This window comes from Streptomyces lomondensis (assembly GCF_014651035.1).
GTDB classification, from domain to species: Bacteria; Actinomycetota; Actinomycetes; order Streptomycetales; family Streptomycetaceae; genus Streptomyces; species Streptomyces lomondensis.
Map to the genome: position 1 here is coordinate 1 of NZ_BMWC01000007.1, position 12,068 is coordinate 12,068.

General features: G+C 71.3%; 11 protein-coding genes. 2 read left to right on the plus strand and 9 right to left on the minus strand.

Annotated features, from left to right (window positions below):
- Positions 1 to 571: 571 nt before the first annotated feature.
- Positions 572 to 1,609, plus strand: coding sequence for a tryptophan--tRNA ligase (trpS, locus tag IE255_RS23030; RefSeq protein WP_190052274.1), 1,038 nt, complete (start codon positions 572 to 574; stop codon positions 1,607 to 1,609).
- Positions 1,610 to 1,658: 49 nt separating this feature from the next.
- Here the strand turns inward: trpS and proC are convergent, their stop codons facing one another.
- From proC to IE255_RS23060, 6 genes are all read right to left on the minus strand, one after another.
- Complete coding sequence (proC, locus tag IE255_RS23035; protein WP_190052275.1) at positions 1,659 to 2,471, minus strand: pyrroline-5-carboxylate reductase; 813 nt, start codon at positions 2,469 to 2,471, stop codon at positions 1,659 to 1,661.
- 108 nt (positions 2,472 to 2,579) lie between these two features.
- Positions 2,580 to 3,353, minus strand: a complete 774-nt coding sequence (locus IE255_RS23040; protein WP_190052276.1) for an ABC transporter permease — start codon at positions 3,351 to 3,353, stop codon at positions 2,580 to 2,582.
- Entirely contained in the window at positions 3,350 to 4,159 is an 810-nt protein-coding gene (locus IE255_RS23045; RefSeq protein WP_190052277.1) for an ABC transporter ATP-binding protein, read from the minus strand. Before IE255_RS23045 ends, IE255_RS23040 begins: the two co-directional genes overlap by 4 nt.
- Before the next feature lie 32 nt (positions 4,160 to 4,191).
- Entirely contained in the window at positions 4,192 to 5,025 is an 834-nt protein-coding gene (locus tag IE255_RS23050; RefSeq protein WP_190052278.1) for a class I SAM-dependent methyltransferase, read from the minus strand.
- 60 nt (positions 5,026 to 5,085) lie between these two features.
- Positions 5,086 to 5,568 carry an EamA/RhaT family transporter gene (locus IE255_RS23055; RefSeq protein ID WP_190052279.1) on the minus strand — a complete coding sequence of 161 codons (483 nt, stop codon included), beginning with the start codon at positions 5,566 to 5,568 and terminating at the stop codon, positions 5,086 to 5,088.
- Positions 5,569 to 5,868: 300 nt separating this feature from the next.
- The gene (locus tag IE255_RS23060) at positions 5,869 to 6,180 is read right to left on the minus strand and encodes an SH3 domain-containing protein (protein ID WP_190052280.1); all 312 of its coding nucleotides are present in this window, start codon (positions 6,178 to 6,180) and stop codon (positions 5,869 to 5,871) included.
- 183 nt (positions 6,181 to 6,363) lie between these two features.
- Between IE255_RS23060 and IE255_RS23065 the strand changes: the two genes are divergently transcribed.
- Positions 6,364 to 8,547, plus strand: coding sequence for a serine/threonine-protein kinase (locus IE255_RS23065; RefSeq protein WP_190052281.1), 2,184 nt, complete (start codon positions 6,364 to 6,366; stop codon positions 8,545 to 8,547).
- Between the two features lie 60 nt (positions 8,548 to 8,607).
- On the opposite strand, the gene ilvD is transcribed toward IE255_RS23065, so the two are convergent.
- From ilvD to IE255_RS23080, 3 genes are all read right to left on the minus strand, one after another.
- The gene (ilvD, locus tag IE255_RS23070; RefSeq protein WP_190052282.1) at positions 8,608 to 10,461 is read right to left on the minus strand and encodes a dihydroxy-acid dehydratase; all 1,854 of its coding nucleotides are present in this window, start codon (positions 10,459 to 10,461) and stop codon (positions 8,608 to 8,610) included.
- A gap of 138 nt (positions 10,462 to 10,599) precedes the next feature.
- The gene (locus IE255_RS23075) at positions 10,600 to 11,232 is read right to left on the minus strand and encodes a TetR/AcrR family transcriptional regulator (RefSeq protein WP_190052283.1); all 633 of its coding nucleotides are present in this window, start codon (positions 11,230 to 11,232) and stop codon (positions 10,600 to 10,602) included.
- On the minus strand, positions 11,229 to 12,053 hold the full coding sequence (locus tag IE255_RS23080; protein ID WP_190052284.1) for a sugar phosphate isomerase/epimerase family protein: 825 nt from the start codon (positions 12,051 to 12,053) through the stop codon (positions 11,229 to 11,231). The genes IE255_RS23075 and IE255_RS23080 overlap by 4 nt, the downstream gene beginning before the upstream one ends.
- Positions 12,054 to 12,068: the final 15 nt, after the last annotated feature.

Genomic DNA, 12,068 nt, shown 5'->3' on the forward strand with positions numbered 1-12,068 from the left:
CTCGATCCGATTTCCTCGGTGCTTTCCAGGTTCCCGCTTCCGCGTTTCCCTTTCCGGCGGTTCTGACTCTATCAGATCCTTTCGGGCCCGATTCCCTGTCAGCAGGGTTTGTCTTCGCGGCTGTTGGGCCGTTCCGACGAGTGAGACTTTAGCGGATTCCCCGGCTCCCGAGCCAATCGGGGGCCGCGTCCTTTCGAACGAGGATTCCTCATTCCGTAAATACGCATGCCAATGAAACGACGACAGGGCTACTGCGTCGAGTAGTGGTTGGTACCTGCGGATTGGCTGCCCGGGGACCGACCGAGGTCGGCGCTCACGTCGGGCAACTCGGAGCACACTACGGATCGGGTCTGGGCGTGTCAACTCAGGGGCGTACGGCACTCCAGGGGCGTACGGTGGAGGGCATGACGACGCGTACGTGTACCCAGCTGTGGTGGGCCGCCTGACGGCGGCCGTCCTCACGTATGCACTCAACGGCCGCCGCTTCGGCGGCCGTTCTTGTTTCTCCCTCCAGGACCACTGAGGGGCCGGCCGCCGGGAGCGGCGGTCCCGACCAGGAGGTGGAGAAGAGATGACACGGGTCTTCAGCGGGGTCAAGCCGACGGGGCATCTGACGCTGGGGAACTATCTGGGGGCCATGCGGCGGTGGGCTGCCGTCGACCAGCATGAGTCCGAGGCCTTGTTCTGCGTCGTGGATCTGCACGCGCTGACCGTGGAGCACGATCCCGCGCGGGTGCGCAGGCTGAGTCGGCAGGCGGCGACCTTGCTGCTGGCTTCGGGGCTGGATCCGGAGCTGTGCACGGTGTTCGTGCAGAGCCATGTGGACGAGCACGCGCGGTTGTCGTACCTGCTGGAGTGTGTGGCCACCGACGGTGAGATGCGGCGGATGATCCAGTACAAGGAGAAGGCCGTGCGGGAGCAGCGGCGGGGCGGGAGTGTGCGGCTGTCGCTGCTGACGTATCCCGTGCTGATGGCCGCGGACATCCTGGCGTACGGGACCGACGAGGTGCCGGTGGGGGACGACCAGGTGCAGCACGTGGAGCTGACGCGGGATCTGGCCGTGCGGTTCAACCAGCGGTACGGGCATACGTTCGTGGTGCCGCGGGCCACGCGGCCGGGGGTGGCGGCACGGGTGATGAACCTTCAGGACCCGCTGTCGAAGATGGGCAAGAGCGACGACGTCGGGCCGGGGATCGTCTATCTGCTGGACGAGCCGGACGTGGTGCGGAAGAAAGTCATGCGGGCCGTGACCGACAGCGGGCGGGAGGTCGTGTACGACCGGGAGGCGCGGCCGGGGCTCGCCAACCTGCTGGAGATCCTCGCCGCGTGCTCGGGTGGGAGTCCTGAGGAGCTGAGCGGTGCGTATGCGTCGTACGGGGCTCTGAAGAAGGACACTGCGGAGGCTGTGGTCGAGGTGCTCCGGCCCGTGCAGGAGCGGCACAAGGAGTTGTGTGCGGATCCTGGTTATGTGGAGGCCGTGCTGCGGGATGGTGCGGAGCGGGCTCGGGGGATGGCTCGGCCGACCGTGGATGCCGCTTATCGCGCGATCGGGCTGCTGCCGGCCGTGCCGGAGGCGGCGGACGCGGGTGGGGCCGTGCTGAGGGTGTGAGGTGGTGGTGCGGGCGTCGGGCGGGTCGCCGGCCCGACGCCCGCAGTGCTCAGCTGTTGTTGCCGGTGGCCAGGGCGCGGCTGCGGTCGCGGGCGGCTTCGAGGGCGGCGATGAGGGCGGCCCGTACGCCGTGGTTCTCGAGTTCGCGGATGGCGTTGATCGTCGTACCGGCGGGGGACGTGACGTTCTCGCGGAGCTTGACCGGGTGTTCGCCGCTGTCGCGGAGCATCGTCGCGGCGCCGATGGCGGACTGGACGATGAGGTCGTGGGCCTTGTCGCGGGGCAGGCCGAGGAGGATGCCGGCGTCGGTCATGGCCTCGACCAGGTAGAAGAAGTAGGCCGGGCCGGAGCCGGAGAGGGCCGTGCAGGCGTCCTGCTGGGACTCGGGGACGCGGAGCGTCTTGCCTACGGCGCCGAAGATCTCCTCGGTGTGGGCGAGGTGGTCGGCGGTGGCGTGGGTGCCCGCGGAGATGACGGACATCGCCTCGTCGACCAGGGCTGGGGTGTTCGTCATGACGCGGACGACCGGGGTGCCGGGGGCGAGGCGCTCCTCGAAGTACGCGGTGGGGATGCCGGCGGCGCCGCTGATGACCAGGCGGTCGGCCGGGACGTGGGGCGCGAGCTCGTCGAGGAGGGTGCCCATGTCCTGCGGTTTCACCGTGAGGATCAGGGTGTCGGCGGTCTTGGCGGCTTCGGGGTTGCTGACCGGGGTGACGCCGTAGCGGGTACGGAGTTCCTCGGCTCGTTCCTGGCGGCGGGCGGTGACCAGGAGGTCGGCCGGGGTCCAGCCGGCGCGGATCATTCCGCTGAGCAGGGCTTCGCCGATCTTGCCGGTGCCGAGGACTGCGACTTTCTGGGTCATGGCTTTCGGTGCCCTCCGGGGGTTGCGCGTCGTCCGGGTTCATCCTCGCACTCGGGGATGGTGGGTTGGGGTCCCTGTCCGGTGGGCGGGATGCCTGGGAGCGGGTGTCTATGCCGTCCGGCGCCTGAGGGTCGCTGCTCCGAGCGTCAGGACGAGCAGGGCGCAGCCCGCGACGATCAGGACGTCCCGGACGAAGGTGGCGGTCATGTCGGTGTGGTGGAGGACCTCGTTCATGCCGTCGACCGCGTAGGACATGGGGAGGGCGTCGGAGATGGCCTCCAGGACCGGGTGCATGGTGTCGCGCGGGGTGAACAGGCCGCACAGGAGCAGCTGGGGGAAGATCACCGCCGGCATGAACTGGACCGCCTGGAATTCCGAGGCCGCGAAGGCCGAGACGAAGAGGCCGAGGGCCGTGCCGAGGAGGGCGTCGAGGAGGGCCACCAGGAGGAGGAGCCAGGGGCTGCCGGTGACGTCGAGGCCGAGGAACCAGACCGCGAGGCCCGTGGCCAGGGCGGACTGGATGATCGCGAGCGTCCCGAAGGCGAGGGCGTAGCCGGCGATGAGGTCGGCTTTGCCGAGGGGCATGGCGAGGAGGCGTTCGAGGGTGCCCGAGGTGCGTTCGCGCAGGGTGGCGATGGACGTCACCAGGAACATCGTGATCAGCGGGAAGATCCCGAGCAGGGACGCGCCGATGCTGTCGAAGGTGCGGGGGCTGCCGTCGAAGACGTAGCGCAGCAGGAACAGCATCACGCAGGGGATGAGGATCAGCAGCGCGATGGTGCGGGGGTCGTGGGTGAGCTGGCGGAGGACCCGGGTCGCGGTGGCGGTGGTGCGGGCGGGGTTCAGGGCCCGTGGTGGGGCGGCGGTGGTCGTCGGGGTCATCGTGTCGTCTCCTTGGTGCGGGCTGCCGCCTTTGCCTCGTCGACCAGGTGCAGGAAGGCCTCTTCGACGGTTTCGGCGCCGGTGCGGGTGCGCAGGGCGTCGGGGGTGTCGTCGGCGAGGAGCTCGCCCTCGCGCATGAGGAGGAGGCGGTGGCAGCGCTCGGCCTCGTCCATGACGTGGGAGGAGACCAGGAGGGTCGCGCCCCGGCGTGCCGCGATGTCGTGGAAGAGGTTCCAGAGGTCGCGGCGCAGGACCGGGTCTAGGCCGACGGTCGGTTCGTCGAGGACGAGGAGTTCGGGGGTGCCGAGGAGGGCGACGGCGAGGGAGACGCGGCTGCGCTGGCCGCCGGAGAGGTTGCCGGCCAGGGCGTCGGCGTGGGTGGTGAGGTCGACGTCGGCTATCGCGCGGGTGACGTTGTCGTGGCGGCGTTCGGCGGCGGGGCGGCCGGGGTCGAGTATCGCGGCGAAGTAGTCGAGGTTCTGGCGGACGGTCAGGTCGTCGTAGACGGACGGGGCCTGGGTGACGTAGCCGATGCGGGTGCGCAGGGTGGGGTGGCCGGCGGGGTGGCCGAGGACGTCGAGGGTGCCGGTGACCTTGGCCTGGGTGCCGACGATGGCGCGCATGAGGGTCGACTTGCCGCAGCCGGAGGGGCCGAGGAGGCCGGTGATCTGGCCTCGGGGGACGGTGAAGGCGAGGTTGCGGAGGACCGTGCGGGGGCCTCGGACGACCGTGAGGTCCTTGGCGTGGACGGCGGTCGGTTCTGTGGGGGTGGCTGGGCGTGGCGGGCCCGGAGCATTATTCATCATGTGATGAATAATGCTCCCGGCGGTGGGGTCCGTCAAGCGGATGCGGGTCGGGGCGGGGTTTGGGCCAGGAGGAGGATCACCTCGTAGACCTCCTCGACGTAGCCGTCCGGGAAGGCCCTGAGCAGGTGCTCGCGCTCCTCTGCGAGGAAGGCCGCGGTGTGTTCCTCGTCGTGCACCAGGAACACCGAGTGGCTGCCGATGTTCGCGAGGTGGGTGTCGATGGGGACGCGGCGGCTCCAGCGGACCGTGCGGCGGGTGAAGTCGAGGTGGCCGGAGGGGTCGGCGGCGCGGGCGTTGACGTTCCGCTTCTCGGCGGAGATGTCGATGCGGAAGTGGCGGGCCGTGCGGGCGGCGGCCTCGGCGATCCACGGCACGTCGAGGGCGTCGGTGTTCCACCAGAGGGCCAGTGCGCCGCCGGGGCGCAGGACGCGGAGGGCCTCCGGGACGGCGCGGGCGGGGTCGGTCCAGTGCCAGGCCTGGGCGTAGGTGACGAGGTCGACGGAGGCGTCGGCGAGGGGGAGGTCGTCGCCCGTGCCGCGGATGAGGGGGAGGGCGGGGTGCGTGCTGCGGAACTGGGCCGCCATGCCGTCGCCGGGTTCCACGGCGATGACGTTCGCGCCTCGGGCGTGCAGGAGGGCGGTGGCTATGCCGGTGCCGGCGCCGATGTCCGCGACGCGGGAGCCGGTGAGGGGGTGGCCGGTCAGCTCTTCTATCGCGTCGAAGAGGGCTGGGGGGTAGGAGGGGCGGTTGGCCGCGTACTGGGCTGCGGCCGTGTTGAAGGAGTGGGCTCGGGCGGATCGGGTGGGTGGTTCGGGGGTGGTGGGGGCTCCGGTGGGGTCGTCGGCGGCGGTGGGTGGTGTGGTCATACGGCCATGGTGGCCGGGGGTGGGGGTGGGTGCGGTGAGTTTTCGGTGAGAGGGGGCGCGCTAGGCGCGGCGCTTCTTCGACGGGTTGCCCGTGCGGCGGGTCGTGCGCTTCTCGTGTCGCTTGCGGGCCTCCTCGTACTCCTGGCGGTGGAGTTTCTCGCCGGGGGCCTCGGTGAGGGAGCGGACGAAGTACGCGAGGAGGGAGCCGACGAAGCCGATGGTCAGCAGGGGGCGGAGGGCTGCCTGGCGGTCGGGGTCGGGGCGGCGGGTGAAGCCGTCCCAGGTGTGGCGGAAGGCCATCGCGCTGCAGATCGCGAACATGACGGTCATGAGGAGCGTGACGAAGGTGCCGATGGCGGCGATCTGGAGGCCCTGGTAGGCGAGGCGGAGGACCAGGCAGGAGACGGCCGCGGTGGTGAGTGAGCCGAGGGCTACGGCGATGCGGCGGGCTGTGTAGCCGTTGTCGTGGTTCAGCCAGGTCGTGCCGAAGAAGCGGAGGGGCTCGGGGTGGGGGGCGTCTTCGGTGCCGGTCTCTGCGCTCACGGGGTGATTATGGCTTGGGGTCGTTGCGGGGTGCCTGCGGCGGCCTGTGGCTGCTTCGGTGGGGGTGCGCGTTGCGCCTTCGCGCCGGGTGTGGGGCGGGGCCGCGCCGGGGGGTGTCCGTCCTCGGAACGGCGCGATGGGGTCGGACGCCGACTGACTGTCCGTTGACGCGCCAACCGCTGCGGGCGGACACCCCCCGACACGGCCCCTTCTCGCCGTGCGCGGGTGCGGGCGCGTCGTGGCTCCCCGCCTGTGGGGTACGGCGCGGCCCGCAGTGGGGGCGGGCCGCGCCGGTGTGGGTCAGGAGCAGCGGGGGCGTATGTAGCCGTCGCTGCCGGTGTTCACGTAGGCGTCCGAGACGTACTGGCCGTTGGCGATGTTGTCCCAGATGTTCGTGGTGCCGTACGGGCCAGTGACCCAGGTGCCGGGTGTCTGGCAGTGGATGGCCACCCGGGAGCCCGGCGGCAGGGTCTTGACGATCGGGTAGCCGGTGCCGGGGCCGCTGCGGACGTTGAGACTGACTCCCGGTGCGATGGAGTAGTACGTGGCCGCGGCGGCCAGTGTGGTGACCAGCGGTGTGCGCTGGGCTTCTTCGACAGGCTCGACAGACATGGAAAAACCTCCCCCGTTGCACCCCATGGCGACCATGGGGTCCCGTTGATTCCCCTGAATCACGACATCAAACACATGTGCGTGACTCGCTTGCGGAGGCTAGCAAGCCGCCTCTGTCCCGCACGAGTCATCGACTAGGCTCCGTGCGTCGCGCGCGCGGACGAACAGCACGGGGGTGGTCCCATGGCGCCACAGCGAAACGCCGGAGCGGGCCCGGAAGCGGAACTTCCCGAGTACGCCGGTCACTACCGGCTGGAGTCCTGTCTGGGCTCGGGCGGCATGGGTGTCGTCCATCTGGCCCGGAGCACCTCCGGGATGAAGCTCGCCGTGAAGGTCGTGCACGCGGAGTTCGCCAAGGACCCCGAGTTCAGGGGGCGTTTCCGGCAGGAGGTGGGGGCGGCCCGGCGGGTCAGCGGGGCCTTCACCGCACCCGTGGTGGATGCCGATCCCGAGGCCGGGCGGCCCTGGATGGCCACGTTGTTCATCCCGGGTCCGACGCTCGCCCAGGAGGTGAAGCGGAACGGGCCCCTGGCCCCGGCCCGGTTGCGCCGGCTGATGGCCGGGCTGGCGGAGGCGCTGCGTGACATCCACCGGGTCGGGGTCGTGCACCGGGACCTGAAGCCGAGCAACGTCCTGCTCGCCGAGGACGGGCCGAAGGTCATCGACTTCGGTATTTCCCGGCCGACGGACAGCGAGTTGCGGACCGAGACCGGGAAGCTGATCGGTACGCCGCCGTTCATGGCGCCCGAGCAGTTCCGGCGGCCGAGGGAAGTGGGGCCCGCCGCCGATGTGTTCGCCCTCGGGTCCGTCATGGTGCATGCCGCCACCGGGCGGGGGCCGTTCGACTCCGACAGTCCTTACGTCGTCGCCTACCAGGTCGTGCACGACGAGCCGGATCTGACCGGCGTACCGGAGGCGCTGGCGCCGCTCGTGCTGCGGTGTCTCGCCAAGGAGCCCGAGGACCGGCCCTCGCCCGACGAGTTGATGCGGGAGCTGCGGTCGGTGGCGGCCTCGTACGACACGCAGGCGTTCATACCGCAGCAGCGTGTCGAGGAGGGGTCGGAGCGGCCCGAGCCCGTGGCGCCTGTCGGGGAGTCCGCCGGTTCCGAGGTGCCGGAGCGGCCCGAGCCGGTGGCGCCTGTCGGAGGGCCTGCCGGTCCCGAGAGGTCACCGCGGCCGTCCCGGCTGCGGCTTGGGAGGCGGGCCGGTCTGGTCGCCGGGGCGCTCGGGGTGGTCGTCGTCGGGGCGCTGGTGTCGGTGCCCGTGTTCGGGGGCGGGAGTCCGGCGCCGGAGGTCAGTGCCCCGCGGACCACGGCTGCCGCGTTCTCGGCGTGGGAGGCGGAGCCGTCGGACCGGGAGAGCATGCCGCAGTGCTCCTATGGGGTGGGCAGGTTGCTGTGTGCGCAGGAGGGGCTGGTGTTCGCCCTCGATCCTGTCGACGGGCGGCTGCTGTGGCGGCATCCGCTGGAGGGGGCTGCCGCGGGCGGGCCGCCGGGTGGGGCGCCGGTCGTGTCGGGGGGCCTGGTGCTGGCCGGGCTCGGGCAGGAACGGCGGGTGGCCGCTCTCGATCCCGCGTCGGGGGATGTGGTCCGGCGGGAGGAGCTGCCCGCGTACGGAGGGCTGCAGGCCGTGGGCGGGATGGTGCTGCTCACCGCTTCCGACGGCACGGTCAGCGGTGTGCAGAGCGCCTCGGGCGAGGTGAAGTGGAGCCATCGGATTCCGGGGCAGGAGGTGCCGTACTTCGTGTCGTTCCCCGGTGATCCGCTGGCGTACGCGGCGACCGTGTCCGGCGACGGGTCGGGCACGCGGGTCACGGCGGTGGATCCGCGCACCGGCGAGGTGCGGTGGGACGCGGAGCTGGAGGGTTCGTTGCAGCCCATCGGCTCGGCGGACGGGTCGGTCGTCTTCGTCGCTGTCGACGCCGTGCGGCAGGACGCGCGGGCCCTGGTGCGCTACCGGCCGGAGAGCCGTACGACCCTGCGGGTGCCGCTGCGCGTCCCCTTGCAGCAGGTGCAGGGCAGTGTGCACGGGGACGTCGTCCACCTCATGGCGACGGGCGGGTCGCTGGTCGCCGTCGATCTGGAGGCGCGGAAGCAGCTCTGGAGTCTGGAGACGGGTGTCGTACGGGGGTCCACGCCGGTCGCCGGTGAGCGGTACGTGTACGTCACCGCTCCGGACGGCCGGCTGCTCGCCGTCGACGCGCGGCGCGGGAAGCTCGCCGGGCAGACGCCTCCTCGGCTCGGGGACCGGTCCGACCGGGTTCCGGCCGCGCTGCCCGAGCCGGTGCTGGTGGGAGACCGGGTCTACGCCGGTGCGCCCGACGGCGCCGTGTTCGCCGTGGACGGGAGTGATCCGGCGGGCTGGTAGGCGGGCACGCGCGAGGGCCGCCCCCGGTTGCGGAGGCGGCCCTCGGGAGCGGGAAGGGGCTCAGCCCAGCATCGTCACGTCCCGCACGGCGCCCTTGTCGGCGCTGGTCGCCATCGCCGCGTAGGCCCGCAGGGCCGCCGAGACCTTGCGGTCGCGGTTCTTCGGGGCGTACACGCCGTTCAGCGCCTGCTCGCGGCGGGCCAGCTCGGCGTCGTCGACGAGGAGGTCGATCGAGCGGTTCGGGATGTCGATACGGATGCGGTCGCCGTCCTCGACGAGGGCGATCGTGCCGCCCGCGGCCGCCTCGGGCGAGGCGTGGCCGATGGAGAGGCCGGAGGTGCCGCCGGAGAAACGGCCGTCCGTGACCAGCGCGCAGGTCTTACCCAGGCCCCGGCCCTTGAGGTACGAGGTCGGGTAGAGCATCTCCTGCATGCCGGGGCCGCCCTTGGGGCCCTCGTAGCGGATGACGACGACGTCGCCGTCCTTGACCTGCTGGGTGAGGATCTTCTGGACGGCCTCCTCCTGCGACTCGCAGACGACCGCCGGGCCCTCGAAGGTCCAGATGGACTCGTCGACACCGGCCGTCTTCACGACGCAGCCGTCCACCGCCAGGTTGCCCTTGAGGACCGCCAGGCCGCCGTCCTTGGAGTAGGCGTGCTCGACGGAGCGGATGCAGCCGCCCTCGGCGTCCTCGTCCAGGGTCTCCCAGCGCTCGGACTGGGAGAAGGCCTCGGCGGAGCGGACGCAGCCGGGGGCCGCGTGCCACAGCTCGACGGCCTCGGCGGACGGCGAGCCGCCGCGCACGTCCCAGGTCTTCAGCCAGTCGGCCAGGGACGGGCTGTGGACGGAGTGCACGTCCTCGTTGAGCAGGCCCGCGCGGTGCAGTTCGCCGAGCAGGGCGGGGATGCCGCCGGCGCGGTGCACGTCCTCCATGTAGTACGTGCGGTCCTTGGCGACGTTCGGGGCGACCTTGGCCAGGCACGGCACGCGGCGGGAGACCTCGTTGATCTCCTCCAGGCCGAAGGGGACGCCCGCCTCCTGGGCGGCGGCCAGCAGGTGCAGGATCGTGTTGGTGGAGCCGCCCATGGCGATGTCGAGGGCCATGGCGTTCTCGAAGGCCGCGAAGGACGCCACGCTGCGGGGCAGGACCGTCTCGTCGTCCTGCTCGTAGTAGCGGCGGGTGATGTCCATGACCGTCTTCGCCGCGTTGACGTACAGCTGTTTACGGGCGGTGTGCGTGGCGAGGACCGAGCCGTTGCCCGGCAGGGAGAGGCCGATGGCCTCGGTCAGGCAGTTCATCGAGTTGGCGGTGAACATGCCGGAACAGGAGCCGCAGGTCGGGCAGGCGTTCTCCTCGATGCGGAGGATGTCCTCGTCCGAAATCTTGTCGTTCACGGCGTCGGAGATCGCGTCGACCAGGTCGAGCGTGCGGACCGTGCCGTCGACGAGGGTGGCGCGGCCGGACTCCATGGGACCGCCGGAGACGAACACCGTGGGGATGTTCAGCCGCAGGGCCGCGTTCAGCATGCCCGGGGTGATCTTGTCGCAGTTGGAGATGCAGATCAGGGCGTCGGCGCAGTGGGCCTCGACCATGTACTCCACGCTGTCCGCGATCAGGTCGCGGGACGGCAGGGAGTAGAGCATGCCGCCGTGGCCCATGGCGATGCCGTCGTCCACGGCGATCGTGTTGAACTCGCGCGGGATGCCGCCGGCCTCGATCACCGCCTGGCTGACGATCCGGCCGACCGGCGCCAGATGCGTGTGGCCCGGCACGAACTCCGTGAAGCTGTTGGCGACCGCGATGATCGGCTTGCGGCCGATGTCCGCACCCGGTACACCGGAGGCGCGCATAAGGGCGCGGGCGCCCGCCATGTTGCGGCCGTGGGTGACTGTGCGGGACCTCAGCTCGGGCATCGTCGCTCGCTCCTTCAGAGACTGCGTCAGAGGATTCGGAGATTTCTGACTGCTACCGAGCGTACGCCGGTCATCCAGAGGGCGGGACGGAGTGTCCGGAATACGGGATGCCTGTCTCGGAGGCGGCCCCCGTGAGGCTTACGGACCGGTCAGGTGTCCCTGGACGACCGGTGCCAGCCGCGCGATGATCTGCTCCGGGTCCGCCGAGGCCAGCGGCTCGACCTTGATGACGTACCGCAGCATGGCGGTGCCCACGAGCTGGGCGGCGGCCAGCTCGGCGCGCAGCTCGGCGTCCGGCAGGTCCAGTCGTCCGGCGATGCGGCGCAGTACCTGGGTGGCGACGATCCGGCGGAAGACGGCGGCCGCGGTGTCGTTGGTGACGGCGGAGCGGACGATGGCGAGCAGGGGCGCGCGGGTCGCGGGGTTCTCCCAGACGCCGAAGAAGAAGCGGGCCAGGCGCTCCCCCACGCCGTCGAGCGGGCCCTCCTCGACGGCCTTCGGCGCTTGCAGGGCGGGCCCGAAGGACTGGGTGATCGCCGCCTCGAAGACCTGCTCCTTCGTCCCGAAGTAGTGGTGCACGAGCGCCGAGTCGACCCCGGCCGTCTTGGCGATGCCGCGCACGGAGGTCTTCTCGTAGCCGCGCTCGGAGAACTCGTCGCGGGCGGCGGTCAGGATGCGGTCGCGGGTGTCGGCCGACTCCGTGCGCGGGGGGCGGCCGCGGCGGCGGGCGGTGGTGCCGGGGCCGGTGTCGCTCGGGGGCCGGTCGGTCATCGGCGCGGCACCTTCGCCGCCGAGGCGAGGTGGAGGCGGGTGAAGGCCAGCGCCTCCGCCAGGTCGGCCTCGCGCTCCGCGCTCGACATGGCGCGGCGGGTGTTGACCTCGATGACGACATGGCCGTCGAACCCGGTCAGGGCGAGCCGCTCCAGCACCTCGGCGCAGGGCTGCGTGCCGCGGCCGGGCACCAGGTGCTCGTCCTTGGCAGAGCCGCGGCCGTCGGCGAGGTGGACGTGGCCGAGGCGGTCGCCCATGCGGTCGACCATGTCGAGGGCGTCGGTGCGGGCCGTCGCGGTGTGGCTGAGGTCGATCGTGAAGTGGCGGTAGTCGTCCTTCGTGACGTCCCAGTCGGGGGCGTAGGCGAGCATCTCGCGGTCGCGGTAGCGCCAGGGGTACATGTTCTCGACGGCGAACCGTACGTCCGTCTCGTTGGCCATGCGCCAGATGCCGGCGACGAAGTCCCGCGCGTACTGGCGCTGCCAGCGGAACGGGGGGTGGACCACGACCGTGCTCGCGTCGAGCTTCTCGGCCGCCGCGCGGGCCCGCTGGAGCTTGGTCCAGGGGTCGGTGGACCAGACGCGCTGCGTGATGAGCAGGCAGGGGGCGTGCACGGCCAGGATCGGGATCTGGTGGTAGTCGCTCAGTCTGCGCAGGGCTTCGATGTCCTGGCTGACGGGGTCGGTCCAGACCATGACCTCGACTCCGTCGTAGCCGAGGCGCGCGGCGATCTCGAAGGCCGTGGCCGTCGACTCCGGGTAGACCGAGGCCGTCGAGAGTGCGACCTTCGCGTCCGGGATCTTTACGGCTGGCTCTGCCATGGAGGACAGATTACG

Excerpts from the sequence above, each read along its gene's own strand:
- trpS (WP_190052274.1), top strand. The coding sequence starts at position 572 with ATGACACGGGTCTTCAGCGGGGTCAAGCCGACGGGGCATCTGACGCTG.
- proC (WP_190052275.1), bottom strand. The coding sequence starts at position 2,471 with ATGACCCAGAAAGTCGCAGTCCTCGGCACCGGCAAGATCGGCGAAGCC.
- IE255_RS23040 (WP_190052276.1), bottom strand. The coding sequence starts at position 3,353 with ATGACCCCGACGACCACCGCCGCCCCACCACGGGCCCTGAACCCCGCC.
- IE255_RS23045 (WP_190052277.1), bottom strand. The coding sequence starts at position 4,159 with ATGATGAATAATGCTCCGGGCCCGCCACGCCCAGCCACCCCCACAGAA.
- IE255_RS23050 (WP_190052278.1), bottom strand. The coding sequence starts at position 5,025 with ATGACCACACCACCCACCGCCGCCGACGACCCCACCGGAGCCCCCACC.
- IE255_RS23060 (WP_190052280.1), bottom strand. The coding sequence starts at position 6,180 with ATGTCTGTCGAGCCTGTCGAAGAAGCCCAGCGCACACCGCTGGTCACC.
- IE255_RS23065 (WP_190052281.1), top strand. The coding sequence starts at position 6,364 with ATGGCGCCACAGCGAAACGCCGGAGCGGGCCCGGAAGCGGAACTTCCC.
- ilvD (WP_190052282.1), bottom strand. The coding sequence starts at position 10,461 with ATGCCCGAGCTGAGGTCCCGCACAGTCACCCACGGCCGCAACATGGCG.
- IE255_RS23075 (WP_190052283.1), bottom strand. The coding sequence starts at position 11,232 with ATGACCGACCGGCCCCCGAGCGACACCGGCCCCGGCACCACCGCCCGC.
- IE255_RS23080 (WP_190052284.1), bottom strand. The coding sequence starts at position 12,053 with ATGGCAGAGCCAGCCGTAAAGATCCCGGACGCGAAGGTCGCACTCTCG.